Annotated in this window: 19 protein-coding genes; 7 read left to right on the forward strand and 12 right to left on the reverse strand. The window is 49.1% G+C overall.

Annotated features, from left to right (window positions below; genetic code table 11):
• The first annotated feature begins 28 nt into the window (after positions 1–28).
• Together N2K84_RS12745 and N2K84_RS12750 are read left to right on the forward strand one after the other, a co-directional pair.
• Positions 29–988: a GumC domain-containing protein gene (locus tag N2K84_RS12745; RefSeq protein WP_282592207.1), complete on the forward strand. Its 960-nt coding sequence runs from the start codon at positions 29–31 to the stop codon at positions 986–988.
• A 2-nt stretch (positions 989–990) separates the two neighbouring features.
• The gene (locus N2K84_RS12750) at positions 991–2445 is read left to right on the forward strand and encodes an O-antigen ligase family protein (RefSeq protein WP_282592208.1); all 1455 of its coding nucleotides are present in this window, start codon (positions 991–993) and stop codon (positions 2443–2445) included.
• A gap of 104 nt (positions 2446–2549) precedes the next feature.
• On the opposite strand, the gene efp is transcribed toward N2K84_RS12750, so the two are convergent.
• From efp to tsaB, 3 genes are all read right to left on the reverse strand, one after another.
• Positions 2550–3119, reverse strand: a complete 570-nt coding sequence (gene efp, locus N2K84_RS12755; RefSeq protein ID WP_282592209.1) for an elongation factor P — start codon at positions 3117–3119, stop codon at positions 2550–2552.
• Between the two features lie 109 nt (positions 3120–3228).
• Positions 3229–3963: a DUF3108 domain-containing protein gene (locus tag N2K84_RS12760; protein WP_282592210.1), complete on the reverse strand. Its 735-nt coding sequence runs from the start codon at positions 3961–3963 to the stop codon at positions 3229–3231.
• 13 nt (positions 3964–3976) lie between these two features.
• Positions 3977–4747: a tRNA (adenosine(37)-N6)-threonylcarbamoyltransferase complex dimerization subunit type 1 TsaB gene (gene tsaB / locus N2K84_RS12765; RefSeq protein WP_282592211.1), complete on the reverse strand. Its 771-nt coding sequence runs from the start codon at positions 4745–4747 to the stop codon at positions 3977–3979.
• Positions 4748–4850: 103 nt separating this feature from the next.
• On the opposite strand from tsaB, the gene N2K84_RS12770 reads away from it, so the two are divergent.
• The 3 genes from N2K84_RS12770 (at position 4851) to der (ending at position 8052) form a co-directional block, all read left to right on the forward strand.
• Complete coding sequence (locus N2K84_RS12770) at positions 4851–5606, forward strand: LytR/AlgR family response regulator transcription factor (protein ID WP_282592212.1); 756 nt, start codon at positions 4851–4853, stop codon at positions 5604–5606.
• Between the two features lie 37 nt (positions 5607–5643).
• Positions 5644–6600, forward strand: a complete 957-nt coding sequence (gene era, locus N2K84_RS12775) for a GTPase Era (RefSeq protein WP_282592213.1) — start codon at positions 5644–5646, stop codon at positions 6598–6600.
• Positions 6601–6741: 141 nt separating this feature from the next.
• Positions 6742–8052, forward strand: coding sequence for a ribosome biogenesis GTPase Der (der, locus tag N2K84_RS12780; RefSeq protein ID WP_282592214.1), 1311 nt, complete (start codon positions 6742–6744; stop codon positions 8050–8052).
• A gap of 80 nt (positions 8053–8132) precedes the next feature.
• Here der and N2K84_RS12785 read toward each other — a convergent pair whose 3' ends face one another.
• On the reverse strand, positions 8133–8900 hold the full coding sequence (locus N2K84_RS12785) for a TIGR00266 family protein (RefSeq protein ID WP_282592215.1): 768 nt from the start codon (positions 8898–8900) through the stop codon (positions 8133–8135).
• A gap of 503 nt (positions 8901–9403) precedes the next feature.
• Between N2K84_RS12785 and arfB the strand changes: the two genes are divergently transcribed.
• Positions 9404–9820: an alternative ribosome rescue aminoacyl-tRNA hydrolase ArfB gene (gene arfB / locus N2K84_RS12790; protein WP_282592216.1), complete on the forward strand. Its 417-nt coding sequence runs from the start codon at positions 9404–9406 to the stop codon at positions 9818–9820.
• Between the two features lie 11 nt (positions 9821–9831).
• Positions 9832–10467 (forward strand): YiiX/YebB-like N1pC/P60 family cysteine hydrolase, encoded by a 636-nt coding sequence (locus N2K84_RS12795; RefSeq protein WP_282592217.1) that lies wholly within the window; start codon positions 9832–9834, stop codon positions 10465–10467.
• Positions 10468–10499: 32 nt separating this feature from the next.
• Here N2K84_RS12795 and N2K84_RS12800 read toward each other — a convergent pair whose 3' ends face one another.
• The 8 genes from N2K84_RS12800 to N2K84_RS12835 all read right to left on the reverse strand — a co-directional run bounded on the left by N2K84_RS12800 (position 10500) and on the right by N2K84_RS12835 (position 17920).
• Positions 10500–12326, reverse strand: a complete 1827-nt coding sequence (locus tag N2K84_RS12800; RefSeq protein ID WP_282592218.1) for a (Fe-S)-binding protein — start codon at positions 12324–12326, stop codon at positions 10500–10502.
• A gap of 3 nt (positions 12327–12329) precedes the next feature.
• A complete protein-coding gene (locus N2K84_RS12805) occupies positions 12330–12674 on the reverse strand; it encodes a 4Fe-4S dicluster domain-containing protein (protein WP_282592219.1) in 345 nt (114 codons plus the stop codon).
• The gene (locus N2K84_RS12810; RefSeq protein ID WP_282592220.1) at positions 12671–13702 is read right to left on the reverse strand and encodes an FAD-dependent oxidoreductase; all 1032 of its coding nucleotides are present in this window, start codon (positions 13700–13702) and stop codon (positions 12671–12673) included. The genes N2K84_RS12805 and N2K84_RS12810 overlap by 4 nt, the downstream gene beginning before the upstream one ends.
• A 12-nt stretch (positions 13703–13714) precedes the next feature.
• Entirely contained in the window at positions 13715–14797 is a 1083-nt protein-coding gene (locus N2K84_RS12815; RefSeq protein WP_282592221.1) for a heterodisulfide reductase-related iron-sulfur binding cluster, read from the reverse strand.
• A gap of 10 nt (positions 14798–14807) precedes the next feature.
• A complete protein-coding gene (locus N2K84_RS12820; RefSeq protein ID WP_282592222.1) occupies positions 14808–15488 on the reverse strand; it encodes a 4Fe-4S dicluster domain-containing protein in 681 nt (226 codons plus the stop codon).
• 316 nt (positions 15489–15804) lie between these two features.
• A complete protein-coding gene (locus tag N2K84_RS12825; RefSeq protein ID WP_282592223.1) occupies positions 15805–16482 on the reverse strand; it encodes a hypothetical protein in 678 nt (225 codons plus the stop codon).
• Between the two features lies 1 nt (position 16483).
• Positions 16484–16972: an RNA polymerase sigma factor gene (locus N2K84_RS12830; protein ID WP_282592224.1), complete on the reverse strand. Its 489-nt coding sequence runs from the start codon at positions 16970–16972 to the stop codon at positions 16484–16486.
• Between the two features lie 126 nt (positions 16973–17098).
• Positions 17099–17920 carry a pseudouridine synthase gene (locus tag N2K84_RS12835; protein ID WP_282592225.1) on the reverse strand — a complete coding sequence of 274 codons (822 nt, stop codon included), beginning with the start codon at positions 17918–17920 and terminating at the stop codon, positions 17099–17101.
• Positions 17921–17958 lie beyond the last annotated feature (38 nt).

A 17958-nucleotide genomic window follows, 5' to 3' on the forward strand; every position in this document is an offset into this window, starting at 1 on the left:
CTAACCGTCCAAACCTGAAGCCTGCCATATGCAAAATCTGTTTAACAACCAATCGCTGGCCGCAGTCGTGTGGAAGTGGAAAGTTCACCTGGCCATTATTGGGCTGCTTGCCGTGTTGCTGGCTGCATTGTTTTCATCGCCTTATTTTCTCACGCCGCTATACCGATCGACAGCACGCTTGTACCCCATCAATACACGCTCGTTTTCAGAAGAATCGCGCAGTGAACAGCTGCTGGAAATCATTCATTCGAACGACATCAAGCGGCAGATGATCAGCGCGTTTGATCTGGCTGTCCGGTATCAGGTAGATCCGGAAAAACCACATTTCCAAACGAAGGTATTGCGGGAGTATGATGAGCATGTTTCGTGTAAAAAAACGGAATACGAAACCGTTGAACTGACCGTGCTGGATGCTGATCCGCAAATAGCTTGCCATATGGTGGATTCGTTGATCGCTTTTTATAACCGGAAAATGTTGGCACAGAACCGGCAGAAATATGTGGAGCAGGCCAACTCCTATGCGCGCGATTTGGAGCGAAAACGTGCTGCCATCGACTCGCTGTCGGCCCAAATGGAAACCCTGCGTAAAACTTACGGCTTATTGAACTATGAAAGCCAAACTCAACAGCTTACACTGGGCTATACTGAAGCGTTGGCACGAGGCGCCTCCCAGCGAGCAATAAGTGATATTCAACAAAAACTGGATAACCTGGCCGAAAAAGGGGGCGAATTTTACCGCTATGAAGGCGAGATGCGGGCGCTGGAATCCCGGCGCGACACCATTAGCAGCCTGCTTGACAAAACCCTGAGGCTGGCAAATTTGACAGAAAGCTATACTATGGTGGCGGAGGAACCATTCCCGGCCGACAAAAAAGCCTGGCCCGTTCGTTGGCTGATTGTCCTGATTAGTTTTATGGCCGCGGAATTCCTGGCGATGTTTACCATCTTGTTATTGGAAGGGGCCAGGAACCATCAAAAACCGGCCTGACAGTGCCCGAACGTTCCCACATAATCTGGTTTTACAGTGTGTCCGCCCTGTTTCTGCTGGTCAATTTTTACTTTCTGACAACAAAAGAAACGCTGCTGGCTGCCCTGCTGCCTGTTGTTTTTGTTTTTGTCTGGTTGGCGGTTGCCCGTCTGGATTGGTTGTTGCTGGCTGTCGCTTTTTTTACGCCTCTTTCGGTGCCGCTGCACGAGCTGGCGCCCGGTCTGCCGTTCGACCTGAACCTGCCCACCGAGCCGCTCCTATTCGCGATGTTCATCTTGTTTGCATTGAAACTGGCCTACCACCGAGGCTTCGACCCTGCCATCCTGAAGCACCCGGTGAGCCTGGCTCTGTACGCTTACCTGGGATGGCTACTAGTAACCTGTTTCACCAGCACCATGCCCTTGGTTTCCTTTAAGTTTTGGCTGGCCAAACTTTGGTTCATCGCCTCCTGTTATTTTTTGGCCATCGTACTTTTCCGGGGTGAAAAGCAATTTTACCGCTTTGCCGGTCTGTATATTTCAGCTTTGGTGGTCGTGATTTTTTATGCCTGGTACCGGCATGTCGGGTATGGTTTGGGTAACCGTGAGGCTGGCCATTATGTGATGAACCCGTTTTACACCGACCACACGTCCTATGGCGCGATGCTGGCTTTTTTTGTTCCGTTACTGATTCTCGTCGTGTTTCACCGGAACTTTCGCTTGCGCCACCGTTCGTTGGCTGGTGTGGCGCTGGTATTGTTCTCGTTGGCGCTGGTGTTGTCTTATACCCGGGCAGCCTGGTTGAGCCTGCTGGCGGCTTTTGGCGTTTGGTTGATCATCCGGATGAAGATCCGCTTTCGGCGCCTGTTCATTTCTTTTGTTCTTCTTATCGGAGCGGTGTTTGTCTTTCAAGGACAGATTCTGCAATTGCTCGAGCGCAACAATCAGGATTCATCCGCCGACCTGGCAGCCCATGTGTCATCGATGACGAACGTGACGACCGATGCGTCGAACCTGGAGCGCATCAACCGCTGGAGCTGTGCCGTGCGCATGTTTGCCGAAAAGCCGGTATTTGGCTGGGGGCCGGGGACGTACATGTTTCAGTATGCACCCTTCCAGTTGACCAAACAGCGAACCATCATCAGTACCAACTCGGCAGATGCGGGCAACGCCCATAGTGAATATCTGGGTCCGCTGGCCGAGTCGGGTTTATTGGGGTTAATTAGTATCCTGGTGTTGCTGGGCGTAGTGTTTACAGTTGCCCTGCGAGCTTATACCCGGACGAAATCGCTCGAAGAACGGCTGCTGCTGCTATCGGTGATCTTGGGATTGGTCACGTACTTTACGCACGGTTTCCTGAACAACTTTTTGGATACGGACAAGGCGGCTGTTCCGGTTTGGGGCTTCATGGCCCTGGTGGTGATGATTGACCTGCGCCTCCGAAGGGAGGGGGCGAGGCAACAGGAACCAACAAGCTGAAACCAAAGCTGTCCGGTTGCCTGTTGGGAGGCAAAAACCCCAACAGCCGGAAACAAAAAAAGCCCCCGAATGGGAGCCTTTTCCAGCTGTATAGTTGATCAGCCTTATTTCTTTACGCGTTCGCTGTAGCTGCGGTCGCGGGTGTCGATTTTTAAAACTTCACCAGCCTGGATAAACATCGGAACCATGATTTCAGCGCCGGTTTCGAGCGTAGCCGGTTTGAGGGCAGTTGAGCTGGCTGTGTTTCCTTTTTCTCCCTGGATTGTTTCGGTCACTTCCAGTTCAACAAAGGGGGGCAACTCGGCGGTCAGCGGCGTTTCAAGCTCGGCATGAAAGTTAATTTCAATGACTTGACCTTCTTTCATCAGGTCGGCATTCTCAATCAGGCCTTCCGGGATGGAAACCTGCTCGAATGTTTCGGTGTGCATGAAGTTGAAGCCCATGTCGTCTTTGTACAAGTATTGATATGGACGACGTTCCACACGTACCGTGTTTACTTTTACTCCGGAGTTGAAGGTGTTTTCGATCACCTTGCCGGTTTTTACATTTTTCAGTTTAGTGCGCACAAAAGCGGCGCCTTTACCGGGTTTTACGTGCTGAAACTGGATAATCGTATAGAGTTGATCGTTGTACTCTATCGTCATTCCGTTTTTAAAATCTGCTGTAGTTGCCATATTGGGACTATGTTTTTAGTATTTCAAAATTTTGTGCAAAAATAGAAAAATTACGGCAATTCGAAAGCAGTAATATTTAAAATTCAAGCAGCTATCTTTCAGGGTGTTGCTATTTCTTTATTTGCTGAACACCTCGTTTCTCGTAGCTGTGAAGTTCGCATTTCAGTGCGCCCACGTTCATGTCGAATTCCAACAGCAGGGGGATCCGGTCGGCATCTTTGGTGATGTAGAATTTAAGACCGTCCGAGCGTTTCAGCAGTTTTCCTTTATCCACACGGGGAGCTAGCACGTGACATTCCTTTTCACCCATTTCCGATTTTATTTTTTCGGTGCCCAGGTACTTGGCCGTCATCATAAAATGCTTGTCGGCATGAAAGACCGGGATGGTAAATTCTTCGCCAAAGTCGAGCCGGTCCAGGTAGTGGTTATGCCTCAGGTAAAAGAAGGCCCCGAGGAAATCGACCAGGTTATGGGGCACTTTCCGTCCGCCCGAACGCTGGCTGAAAATGGAATCATTGTCGTTAAAGAAGAAAACCTCGTTATAATAGCGATAGCGCCTTTCTTTCACGTTCCGGACGGCCTTGTAGGGAAGAAACGTATCCGGATTAATGAAACTTTCATAGATGTCGTGTACGCTAAAGAGCTTGTCGGCCAGCCCTACTGTGTTCCCTTCCAGGTGGTAGTGAATGGCTTTTTGATCATCGTACGTGGTTTCGTTGGCTTGCAGCACGGCTTTGCCTCCGCGGATAAAACTGTAACGAAGGGTGTATTCCAGCTTCTCAATGGGTTGCGCCGTGGCCCCCACGGCAACAAAGGCAAGTAGGAGTATGAAAATTCTCTTCATCTGATGTATGTGTTTAATGTGATGGCTTCAACAGGTTTTTCTGCGAAATACCGGCAATGAAATCTTTCAGGTAGAAAGGCTCATAATAGGCCAGGTCTTCAAAAACCTTGTTTTCAAAAGCTTTGTGCGACAAGCTACACATAAACTGTGCCGAAGTTCGTATGTCATCAACAAACCAGGTATTCGGGCGGTTCACTACCGGTTGGCATTTGGCAGCTCCGTTCCCAAAATATACCACAGGTATTTGGTGTTCAAGTTCGCTGAAGATATTCTCGTCAATTATTTCTGCTGATACGGGGTGCAGCTCCTCCAACCGTTCGTTGAACCGGGCGGTATAAACTTCCATGCGGCGTGCATCGATCATGGGGCACAGGATCAGTTCGTGGCTATCCGGGAGGCCCAGCGCCTGGCGTTGCGCCAGTACGTGGGCGCTCATCGCCTGCAACGGACTGATAGCAATCAGCGGGATCTGGTTGGCATAGCAAATGCCCTTGGCCAGCGAAACGCCAATCCGTAAGCCGGTGTATGAGCCGGGGCCGCTGCTTACCGCTACTGCGTCCAGTTGGTCGAACTTAAGTTGGTTGCGTTGCATCAGTTCCTGAGCAAAAACACTCAGCAAACGGGCGTGGTTTTGCCCTTCGTCACTTTCAAGGAAATCAACGGGTTCCCCATCGCGCGATAAGGCTACACTACAAATTTCGGTGGACGATTCCAGATTTAAAATTAATGCCATCGTGGTTATTTTGATGGCAAAAATAGCGATATTCGCCCGATTTTTGGCCATAGGTTGATAGGTTAAGAAAGGAACTCTTGTTCAGGAATTTATTAACACCATGCCACGACTGTTAAAATTTTATTAGTTTAGATGCCGGAAATAGAAAGGTGGTATGTACAAAACAATTATAATCGACGACGACCAACTCGCCAGGCGCGTGTTGGCGCGGATTGTCAGTCAATCTTACAATGACTTTGAAATTATTGGTGAAGCCGACTCCGTCGAAAAAGGGGTGGAGCTGATTGAGGAAGTCAACCCCGATTTGGTTTTTCTGGACATTGAATTGCCCGATGGTACCGGTTTCGACCTGATTGATCGTCTTCAGGAAGTAAATTTCCGGTTGATCTTTACCACCTCTTACAGCGATTACGCCATCACGGCCTTTAAGTATTCAGCTTTCGATTATATCCTGAAACCGGTGCTGCCCGAAAATGTGAAGTCGGCTATCGACCGCATCCGGGAAATTCCACCCTTGCAGAGCAAGCAGGAAATATTTGCCCTGCGCAACCAGATTGGGAAGCCGTATGACCCGGTAAATCCGATTATTGCCCTGCCCGAGATGAATGGTTTTGCCATCATCAAAGTAAAAGATATCCTGCGCTGCGAAGGGGAACGCAACTATACGCGTGTGTTTTACAAAGATGGAACGTCGGTATTGATCAGCCGCACCTTGCTGGAGTTTGTTCAGCTGTTGATGCCACATGGTTTTTGCCGGATTCACCGCTCACACCTGGTGAACCTTGATTGTGTGGTGCGTTACATTAAAACAGATGGTGGTTTGGTAGAAACAATCGACAGGAGTATGCTGAAAGTTTCGCCCAAATATAAGGATGAGCTGCTGGACAGGTTGTTGCAAAACCGGCTTTGATCAGCAGGTTTAATTCAGCTTTCATTTTCAGGGAGTTTTGTGGCCTCCTCGAAGTTTCCAATTAATTGATTATCTTTGCGCCGGTTTTAAAACCTTCATTTATAATCAAATGGCGCACAAATCCGGTTTTGTAAATATCATTGGAAACCCCAACGTGGGGAAATCAACTATCATGAATGCCCTGGTGGGCGAGCGTTTGTCCATCATTACCAAAAAGATGCAAACCACCCGGCACCGTATCAAAGGGATTGTGAGCGGCGAAGATTTTCAGATTGTATATTCTGATACGCCCGGCATTCTGAAACCCAACTATAAGCTGCAGGAGTCGATGATGAGCTATGTGCACACGGCATTGATTGATGCTGATGTGATTTTGTATGTGACCGATGTGGTGGAGCAGCCCGATAAAAACAGCGAATACCTGGAAAAGATCCGCAAATCGAATGCTCCGGTGATGGTGCTTATCAACAAAATTGACCTGTCGAATCAGGGAAAGGTGATTGAATTGTACGATTACTGGAAAAACCTGCTTCCGGCGGCTGACGTGTTTGCCATTTCAGCTACCGAAAAGTTTAATATTGCCCCCATTTTCGACCGGATCATCGAGCTGTTGCCTGAAGGACCGCCTTACTTTCCCAAAGACGAACTGACCGACCGGAACGAGCGCTTTTTTGTTACCGAAATCATTCGCGAGAAAATTTTGTTGCACTATCAAAAGGAAGTGCCTTATTCGGTAGAGGTGGAAGTGGAAGAATTTAAAGAAGAAGCGAAGTTGCTGAACCTGCGTTGCGTGATTCACGTGGCCCGCGACAGCCAAAAGGGGATCATTATTGGTCACCAGGGTAAGGCGCTTAAAAAAGTGGCTACCGAAGCCCGACTGGACCTGGAAGAGTTTTTTCAGAAAAAAATATTCATGGAACTATACGTGAAAGTAACCAAGGACTGGCGCGACAAAGACCGCGCGCTGGGGAATTTTGGATATGACTTTCAGTAATTAGTCCTGAGTAGTGAGTAGCGAGAAATGGCCGTTGGTTCCAAATCAATACACTCACGACTCGTGACTCAAAAGCCAAAACTTAAATTTAGAGGAGGGGAAGGGATTAACCAACCCCGGAACATAGAAACATAGAAAACAATGAGCAATATAGTAGCAATAGTAGGAAGGCCGAATGTCGGAAAATCAACCTTGTTTAACCGCTTGGTTGAAAGCCGCAAGGCAATTGTGGATGAGATGGCCGGCGTCACCCGCGACCGTAATTACGGCAAGTCGCAATGGAACGGTGTGGAGTTTTCGGTGATCGACACCGGGGGGTATGTCATTAACTCGGACGATGTTTTTGAAGAAGAAATTCGCAAGCAGGTACACCTGGCGATCGAAGAAGCGGATGTCATTTTGTTTGCCGTGGATGTGGAAAACGGGATAACGGATCTGGACCAGGCGGTAGCACACATTTTACGCCGTGTTACCAAACCGGTGTTTCTGGCCGTCAACAAAGTGGATAACAACCAACGCATCATGGATGCGCAGGAATTCTACGGGCTGGGACTGGGTGATAACCTGTTTTGTATTTCGGGGATGAACGGCAGTGGCACCGGCGATTTGCTGGATGCTGTGGTGGCCAGTTTCCCGAAAAAGGAAAAAGAAGAGGTAGAAGAGGGGATCCCGCATTTTGCCGTCGTTGGCCGTCCCAATGTGGGGAAATCATCCTTCATTAACGCACTGATTGGCGTTGACCGCAACATTGTGACCGACATTGCCGGTACTACCCGCGACTCCATCAATACCCGCTACAATAAATATGGGCACGATTTTTACCTGGTTGATACGGCCGGTTTGCGCAAAAAAGCCAAGGTGAAGGAAGATGTGGAGTTTTACTCGGTACTCCGTTCGGTGCGCACCATCGAAGATGCCGATGTTTGTTTGCTGCTGATTGATGCCACCCGTGGGGTGGAAGCCCAGGATGTGAGCATTTTCAACCTGATCCTGCGGAATAAAAAAGGCGTGGTGATTTTGGTGAACAAATGGGATTTGCTCGAAAAAGACAATCATTCGGTTATTGAGTTCACCAAGATGATCCATGAGCGTATTGCCCCTTTTGTGGACGTGCCCATCATTTTCATGTCGGCGCTCACCAAACAGCGTATTTTCAAGGCCTTGGAAACAGCGGTTGAAGTTTACCAAAACCGTCAGAAAAAAGTTAAAACGTCAGAGCTGAACGATGTGCTGCTGGCATCAATTGAGAAATATCCGCCACCAGCCCTGAAAGGGAAGTACATTAAAATCAAGTATGTTACGCAGTTGCCCAGCCCGACGCCTTCGTTCGCGCTGTTTGCCAACCTGCCGCAATACGTAAAGGAACCTTACCGCCGGTATATTGAAAACCAGATCCGGGAACACTTCAATTTTTCGGGTGTGCCTATCCAGGTTTTCTTCCGGAAGAAATAAAGATTTGAACCTTATCACAGCAAAAGCTCCTGCCCTTTTCCCGGACCGGAGCTTTTGAATATCTATGAAGATCCGTTCGTTTAATCCTGCAAAAACTGGTTGAGGAAGCCGCCCGATTCTTTGCGCTGGTTTCCGCCTGCCGGGCTTAGTTCGCGGATCAGTTTGCGGATGGGCATCGATTGCAGCCACACTTTTCCGGTACCGCGCAGGGTAGCCAGAAAAATGCCTTCGCCGCCAAACATCATCGAGCGCAAGCCACCCGACTGTTCAATGTTAAAATCGATTCCCGGCTCGTAGGCAACGATGCAACCGGTATCCACGCGCAGAACTTCGTTGTTCAGGTAGCGTTCTATCACGGTGCCGCCGGCATGGATAAAGGCTTTCCCGTCGCCCTGTAACTGTTGCATGATGAACCCTTCGCCTCCCAGGAAACCGGCCCCCAGCCGTTTGTTGAAGGTGATGGAGATTTTGGTGCCAAGCGCGGCACACAAGAACGCATCTTTTTGAACGATAATCCGCCCGCCCATTTTGGCCAAGTCCATCGGAATGATGGTGCCAGGGTAAGGCGCTGCAAAGGCCACATGCTTTTTGCCCCAGCCTTGGTTGGCAAAGTGCGTGAGAAACAACGATTCGCCGGTAATCAACCGCGAACCGGCCGTGAGCAGTTTATCGAAAAATCCGGCGCGCGGGTTGGAGCCATCGCCTAATTTAGCTTCGAAGCTGATGCCGTCTTCCATGTACAACATGGCGCCGGCCTCGGCAATGACCGTTTCGCCCGGATCCAGTTCCACCTCTACCAGTTGAACATCGTGCCCGATAATTTTGTAGTCAATTTCGTGTGATTGCATTGTTTATTGATGTTTAGAATTTTCAGTTGCCACGAATTTACAAAAACCTTTGTTGGTTAGCGTTCTATTTCGATAAACAGCCGATAGGGACAGGTAAATGGGCTGTTGCGGGTAGAAATCTGGCGATCTGTATTTTATTGGGGAAATTGCTTTTAGGAATTAAAATGCTATTTTTTCTGCTAGAAGATGTTAGACTGTCCTTTTAAGGTCGTCACCATCCGTCCGGCCACGGCATACCGTATCCTTACGCGCCGGATAAAATCAGAAACGTCCCAAGACGGGAAAGCCAAGTATGGTCACGACATGTCTGACCAACATGACATAGCCCCGTAGAAAGCCTATATTAGCTATCCAGTATCTGCCGGAAATGCATCAGACATTTGGAGTTTTTCAGGTATGTGCGCATTGAACGGGTGAACTATTTTTTAAAGGCGATTTCTCTGTGCATTTCATTCTTTCCATTTGAAAAATGGATATCTGTTTTTCTGTTACCTTTGTCGCAAATGGAACCCTGGCTAATACATATTCCCGATCTGAGCAGCGAGTTTGTGTTTCAAACTTCACGGAGCAGCGGCCCCGGCGGACAGAACGTGAACAAGGTAAATTCGCGTGTGGAGCTGCGTTTCGACATTCCCAACTCGGCTTTGCTGACGGATGGACAAAAGGAAATGCTGCTGAAAAAGCTCGCTTCGAAACTGACTTCCGAAGGTGCGTTGTTGGTGGTGAGCCAGGAAGACCGGTCGCAACTCAGGAATAAAGAACTGGCAACGGAAAAGTTTTACGAATTGCTCCGGCGTGCGCTCAAGCCGTTGAAAAGGCGAAGGGCCACTCGTCCCACCCGGGCTTCGGTTGAACGAAGGATACAATCGAAAAAGCAGTTGGGGGAGAAGAAATCGAGGCGCGGAAAGATTGATTTTTAACAAACCGAAAGATGCAAAAACTGAAAATAATCATCATGCTGTTTTTAGTTATCGGCGGTACGGCCTGCCCTGCCCAACAACCGGAAGTGAGGCTGCAGCCCGGCGATTTGCTTTTTCGGGGAGCTGCAACGGGCAATTTGTCGGAAGCCATTGATAAAGTGACCCAAACCGAAACTGAAACACACTTTTCGCATGTTGGTTTGGTTGAACATGTTGACGGAAGCGTTTTCGTGCTTCATGCCGACCCGAAAGGCGGAACCTGTCGGGTGCTGTTGCAGGAGTTTCTTCAACCGGAAAAGGATTCGGTTGAGGTAGTTGCCTACCGGCTGAAGGCTGAATGGCAAAACGCAATTCCGGAAGCTTTGGGGCGTGCCCGGGATATGCTGGGCAAACCTTACAATTTCAGCTACATTTTATCGGACACGGCCCACTACTGCTCGGAATTTGTCCATCGGGCCTTTGTTGCCGATTCGGTTTTTCAGCTCAATCCGATGACCTTTAAAGATCCCGAAACCGGCGATTTTTTCCCGACATGGGTAGATTATTACCAGAAGCTTGAGCTGGATATCCCGGAAGGATTGTCCGGATGCAACCCCAATGGGATGGCCGCCTCGGACAAGCTGGAACGGCTGGGTCAAGTGCAGTAGGGAATGGGTTTCCAGTTTCCAGTTCGTATAATTCAAGAAGGTACTTCTTCCGGTTCAAGCTGCTTGACAGGCGGCTGTGCAGCTATGATTTGTTGCGATACGCTTTCCCAGACAATTTCCGCCAAGTCGCGTACTTCCACTTCGGTTCCCTTGGTGAATGTTTTTTTGCACAACGGGCAGGCCGTTACCACCTGATCGGGTCTGTATTGCTGAAATTCCTCCAGCACATGGTCGCGGATCCGGTCGCGTTCCTGCATGGAAATCTTAATATTCGACAAACTTCCGCCACAGCAAAACGCATCTTCTTTCTCATGTTTCATCGTTATCAATTCAACATACTGGCCCAGCAACTGACGCGGTTGGTCGTAAATGCCGCTTCCACGGCCAAGTTCGCACGGATCGTGGTAAACCACGCGTTTCGGTGAATTATGAACAGGCAACAGTCCCTGGTTTACCAATTCGAGCAGATATTCAGCGTGGTGCATCACCCTAACATTGGGCAGTTTGTAATCCTCGGAGAAAACCTTGTAACAGATGGGGCACGAAACCACCAGCGTGCGTGCCCCCGACTGCATGATTTTGTCCCGGTTGTTGGCAATCAGTTTTTGGGCAGCCTCCAGTTGTCCAGCCTGTATGAGTGGCCGGCCGCAACATGGCGCTTTGTGCTCATCCATAAACCAATAATTGACCTGTGCATAATTGAGCAGTTTTTGCATGCTCTTTTTGATCGATGGCGTCAGGTGGGTCATACAACCGGCAAAATAAACCACATCAGCTTGCGGACTTGGCCCGTTTTTCAGGTAATCGTAAGTGGAGTTGTATTCGGCAGTTGATTCAATCCGTTGGGTGATGCGGATGTCGTTCAGGTCGATCCCTACCGGGCAGTCTTTCTGGCAACGCCCGCACAGCAGACAGTTGAAAAGCTGCTCGTCGCTCAACCGTCTCCCGCGGATCTGTTTCAGCACATATACCGACTGGGTATTCCGGATATTAGCATGGTTCATTTGGCAGCTGTCCAGGCAGATGCCGCAGCGCGAACACGAAAATACCTGCACCCTGGTGTAGCCGTTTACATGTTTTTGCGAACGCACCCCGTATCGTCTCAAAAAGATTAGCAGCACTTCAACCGGAATATGCATGTAGCGCGACACGGGCATGGCAACAAAAAAGACTCCCAGCGCACACGAGTAAGCCCACCAAACAGGCTTTTCCAGCAATGGAAGCGGTAAAATAGCAGCCAACAAATTCCCTGTGGGTTGGGTGAGGAAACTTCCATTGCGGTGCAGTCCGGCGCTAACGCCCTCGGCGATCAAACGAAGAGGAAAAATCAGCCAGAGCGCCGTTAAAGCAATCCGGTCGCCAACTTTTAGTTGGGTCGTTTTTTTCATCCCAAACGCCCGGCTGTTGAAACGTTTGTAATAAGCCAAACCCACACCGGAAAGGATCAGCAATAATAAAAAATCCATGGATGTCGCGAAGAAGTGGCCGGCAAACCCGGTTGCAGGGGCCGGTTCGGCATAGCGAAAAAATATGGACTTCCAGAGCGGAAAGCTAAAGGTGTGGTAATGGACTGCCGCTTCCAGATGCCCGACCACGATCAGCAGGAACCAGCCAAAAGCGAGACTGGTGTGCATGTAGCCCAAAACCGGGTTTTTGCGGAAGATTTTTCGGTGCAGCAGGGCTTCCATAAAGGTTTCGCCAATCGCTTTCAACGATGCCGGGCCTGGTATTTTTTTAAGGATGAGCTTTCTGTCGGATTTGGAGAGGGCCGCCAGCCAAATACAGGTTACAACCAGCAAAAAACTGACAATAAACATCAGGCCGATCGAGAACGGATACGTAAACAAGGGCGTTTCCATAGGTCAAATGTTTTCGTTTCGGTACTGTACCAATCCCTTTTTCAGGAGCATAATCACATTTCGGATATTGATGCCCCGGGGGCACACCAGCATACACTTTCCGCATAGCATGCATTTGTCGATTTCGCGTGCCAGGCCTGTAATTTCTCCGCGCCGCAACAGTAAGTTCATTTTCCGGATGTTAAAGTCGATCAGCGTACCGGCATTGCAGGTGGCCGTGCATCCGCCACACGACAGACAAATCTTGAAGGAGGGCTCTTTTTCGAGTATCTCGTTCAGCAAGCGGCCATCAAACTGGTCAAAGTCGATGCTGCGCGGTTCTATCAATTTAAATCCAAAGGCGTTCATTTGTTTTGAAGATAATGGTGAATATCGAGCGCGGCCGAGCGGGCATGATCGAGCGTTTCGTCAACCGTCATCGGACCGGTGCAAGTACCGGCTAGGAAAACGCCCTTGCGAGACGACCGGTTTTTGAACAGGTGCGGGTCTTCGGTTTGCAGAAAGCCGTTCGGTTCGCGTTGCAGTTCAAACAGGTCGGCCATGTGTGCAGTGTTTTTCCCGGGGACCATTCCCACTAGCAGCACCACCAGGTCAACCTGCATTTTCAGCGGACGGCCCGAAAGGGTGTCCTCCGCTTTTATCTGCAAAGTTCCATCGGCATTTTCCGCGGCTTCGGACAGCCTTCCTCTGATAAACTGAATGTTGTATTTTTCCTGAGCTTCGCGATACATCGATTCATAGGGCAGGCCAAACATCCGCAAGTCCATGTAGAAGCAGAAAATCTCGGCTTGCGGCAGTTGTTTTGCCAGCTCGGTAGCCTGTTTTACACCGGTAACGCAGCATACTTTGGAACAGTGGTGGTTGCCGCATTTCTCATCGCGCGAACCAACACAGTGGATAAAGGCTATCCGGCATGGTTTGTTCCCGGCAGCAGTGGTGATCGGAGCTCCGGCTTTCAAGCGGTTTTCCAGGTCAACCGACGTAATCACGTTTTCATAAACCGAATAGCCGTACTCTTCTTTTCGGGTGGCGTCAAAAATATCAAAACCAGTGCTGATGACCACGGCATCGGCTGGCAATCTTTCATCTCCTGATGTTTTTACCAGAAACGACCCGTTCCCGAAAACTACCTGTGATACATCGGTTTGGCAAATCGTCTTAAACGAGTTTCGTTGAACCTTGTGTTGAAGGAATTCTGCTACCTGGGCAGCTGGCCTTCCTGTTGGGAAAAGATGGCTCCAGCCGTTCAGTTTTCCACCTGTTTGGGAATTCTTTTCTATCAGGGTAACATCATATCCCAGCTCGGCCAGCAGGGATGAAACTTCGGTTCCGGCAACTCCCCCGCCAATCGTGATTACTTTCTTTGGTTTGCTCATTTTCTTTTCGGGTTAAAATGAATGGACTGCGCGGTTAAAGCAATTGGGTATGACAGGTTTTCCCAGGTCTTCCCCTTTCAAGCCCCGGTATTTCAGGCCCGGGTTGTATTTGATGCCCATTTTTTGCAGTAGAGGTTCGCAATCCACTTGGTGCATTTGCAGTCCCAAATCCCACGGATCGTACCCCAGCGCCAGGCCGGCCAGTTCCTCGTAAGTCAGCACCGGGATCCCCCGGCCTTCACCGCCATACGTTTTTCCTTCGAGCTCGCCAATGGTGTATTGCCACTTATCCAGAAACATGGTGCAACCCGGGCAATTGCAGATAATGGCATCGGGCCGGTAGGGCTCCATCGACTCAAATTTCTTTTTCGAATTGGAAACGGAGTACCCGCGATTGGCCATGATCAGGTACTGCCGGAATCCGAATCCGCAGCAATGGCGCCGTTCGGGGTAGTCAACCACCTCGCCGCCCCATGCTTCGATCATTCCGCTCAGCACGCACGAAAATTCGGCGCCACCAACGCCTTTCCCCGGAAACATTTTGGCATAGTGGCAACCAATGTGCTCCACAATTTTTAAGGGTTGGCCTGTTTCGCCGTTGATTAGCGGGTATTGTAACCGGGCGGCAATCTCGTTTCTGAAATGATAGAAAATGTCGCTGCAGTGGGCCACATTTTCAGGGATGGCCAGTTCGCGCCCAGTTGCTTTTCGCAAATAAGTACGGGCCTTTTCCATTTCGTCCGGGAACTCTTTCCAGGTTTCCAGCACTTCGGAATAAATGCCAAACGAGGTAACACACGAGACAGCCAGGTTGCGGTATCCGGCTTCGGACATCAGGGCAAACTGGCGGGCAACAACGGTTTGCAGGGTTTCAAACGGCAACAGGTCGGAGTGGTAAGCAATGCCGGTACAGGTGGTGTGTTTGGGATCGTCGAACACATCTTTTCCCAAATCGTTTTGCATGATTTGCAAAAAAGCCCGTTCCGATCCCGGGAAAAAGTTTTGCCGGATGCAACTGCGCAGATAATAAAAGCCATCCGCCGGAATGGTTTTCTGGTAGTCGCTCCAGATGATTGATTTTGCCTGATGTTTCATTCGTTTCGGTTTAATTATTTGTGAAAACGAGCATGAAATAGTCTTCCATTTCGTGTTCTTCTATTCCTATTTCTTTGGCTTTCTTTAGGCTGTAACGTTCAATTTTTTCGTGAAAAGCTGTCGCACCTGACTCGTCGAAAATAGCTTTGAGCTCCGCCAGCACGTCCGGTGATATTTTGCGCAGGGTACCTGCTCCTTCTTTGTCGAGGTTTGCTCCAAGACGATCGTACAGTTCTTCGCGATGGTTGAAAAACCATTCCCAAACAGGCCCTTGTTCGGGATGAAGTTCGGGTGTCAGACTGTCAGGATGGATGCAGTAGCCTCGTTGGAGGATATTTTCGATAAGTGTCTTTTTGAGGGCATATTGCTGTCGGCCCCGGCGGCTTTCGGTGAAATAGCCAAGTTCCTGCGACAACTTCCGCAGGGCATTGATGATCAGTCCCGGACAATTTCCCCGGGGGCAACGGGTTTTGCACGACATGCACTGCCCGCAATACCAAATTGTTTCGCTGCGCAACAGTTTTTCAATTTTTGAATCATCGCGTGACTGGACTTCCACGGCCAACATGCGCGGATCGTAGTCGAAAAATTCGGCAGCCGGGCAAATGGCGGTGCAAACGCCGCAATTCATGCAGGCTTTCAGTCCTTCAACAAAACGGACGTCCCGCTGCAACATCTCGTACAGAGTCATTTTATATTGATTTTTGGTAGGGTAAAGCTACCGCCGCGAAAAGAGGATTGAAACAGCACAAAGCCATATTTTCAGCTACGTGTTTTAACGTATGTCCTGTGTGCTTGAATAGTGTAAGGACTTTGTATTGATTCGATTACAAAAACAACAGATGCATTTCCCGCAGTGTGGAAAGCCTGGACGAATGTTTTTAGGTGATGTGACTCAACAAGCAGGATGTAGCAAAAGGGCACAACTGTCGGTTGTGAAAGGTACTGCAAGAAGCTGGGAAAAAAAGGCACAGCTTCATTTTATTAAGGATTGAAGAGTAAGAGAACTAAGCCATTTCCTCCAACTCATTCAACGTTTCTTCCAATTGTAAAATGTACTTGCCGTACAGTTTGCGGAAGCCCATGCGAAAGAGGAAGAACAAACCTGTGATGATGGACAGCAGGATCAGCAAACCGAAAACCATTTGGCGGGTCATTTGTGCCTGGTTGAGGTCTTCAACGGCCACGCCTTGGCGGTGGGCGGCAATTTCAACGCCGAAAAACATGCCGGTAATAAAGCCAACACTGAATACCAGCAACAAAATGCCCAGGGCCAGGTAAAACAGTTTTCGGTAAGTGTTCAGAATATGGATGATCGATTTCAGTACCTGGCGTAAGTCATTTCCCTGCGAATAATTTCGTTTTACAGCATAGTAACTCAGGCTGAAATAAGCGAACGTCCCCAAAATAAAAAGCGTGTTGAGCCCGTCGATCAGCAAAATCCAGCCTGGCACTTTCAGTCCGTCTGACAAAAGCGGGGTCAGTACAAAATCGTCGGTAACAAAAAACAAGGTGAGCAGCAACAAGAAGGCAAAGCCAATCTTGATGTTGCGGTCGATTCGCTCAATCAGGCCTTTGGTGCGCTTTTTCAGCAGGTCGTGCAAGTCCGCCTCGTTCAGCCGGTGCCTGCTGGCCTCGGTCGATGCGTATTTGCTCCATGCCGATTTTAAATCTTTCAGTTCCATGTTATTCTTCCACGTTCATGTATTTCTTCAACTTGTGCTTGATGCGGTTCATCTTCACACGTACGTAATTCTGGGTGATGCCGGTAATCTCGGCAATTTCTTCGTATTTCTTGTTTTCAAGAAACAGCAGGATGATTGACTTTTCGATGCCGGTGAGCTGGGCAACGGCCTTATTCAGCAGGCGCATTTGTTCTTCCATCTCGGGATCGTACTCTTCGTGTGCCAACTGCACCGATTCGATTTCCAGTCCGTTTTGGCCGGGCTGACGTTTATTTTTTTTGAAGCTGGTAATGGCGGTATTAAGCGCTACCCGGTACATCCAGGTGGTGAACTTGGACTCGTTCCGAAACGAAGGGTACGACTTCCACAGCTGGGCAAGAATTTCCTGAAAAAGGTCCCGCCGGTCTTCTTCCGAATCGCAGTAGATGGAACACACCTTGTGGATGATTCCCTGGTTTTCGCTGATTATTTTAACAAACTCCTTCTCCAAAGCGGGACATTAAGATCTCGGACCATTTTGCTGTTTTCGTCATATCTTCTCTAATAGCTTGGTGGAAGGCAGAAGACGCTAACGATTATTTATAAAACTTAGTCTGACAAAAGCAGAATCATTACACTAAGTCATTTTCAGGAAACCGATTTCTTTTGGCGTGAGGAAGCGCCATCTTCCGCGGGGAAGGTTTTTCTTGGTCAGGCCGGCAAAGAAGACGCGGTCGAGCCGGGCTACTTTATAGCCAAAGTGGGCAAAAATACGGCGTACAATGCGGTTTTTCCCGGAGTGGATTTCAATGCCTACTTGGGTTTTATCGTTTTCATCGACATAACTGATGGTATCGGCGGCAATCATTCCATCTTCCAGCTCAATCCCTTTCTTCACCTGTTCCAGGTGTTCTTCCAGGAACGGTTCATTCAGGAAAACATGGTAAATTTTCTTTCGTTCGAAACTGGGGTGGGTGAGTTTGGTAGCCAGTTCGCCGTCGTTGGTAAACAGCAATACGCCCGAGGTTTCCTTGTCGAGGCGGCCAACGGGGTAGATGCGCTCCTCGCAGGCATTTTCAACCAGTTCCATCACGGTATGTTCGGCATGTGGGTCGTCCAGGGTGGTCACGTAGCCGCGTGGTTTGTTCAGCAACAGGTACACTTTTTTCTCCGTATCGAGCGGTTTACCTTTGTACTCTACCCGGTCGCTTTTGCTTACCTTGGCGCCCAGCTCGGTCACTACCTGTCCGTTAACGGTGATTTCCCCTTCGGCAATAAGTTTGTCGGCCTCACGGCGCGAACAGATTCCGGCATTGGCAATAAAACGGTTCAGGCGGATTTGTTCGTCGCCTTTTTTCATGACCGTTATTTTTCGTTTTTCAGGATGAACGTGTTTCTCCTTTTCCTGCGACTTTTGCCGGAAATCTTTTCCTCCGGTTGAATATTTTTTCTGCTTCATAATTTCATTACAATCGGGGCAAAGGTCGTAAAAATCCG

This window comes from Gaoshiqia sediminis, assembly GCF_025907915.1.
GTDB classification, from domain to species: domain Bacteria; phylum Bacteroidota; class Bacteroidia; order Bacteroidales; family Prolixibacteraceae; genus Gaoshiqia; species Gaoshiqia sediminis.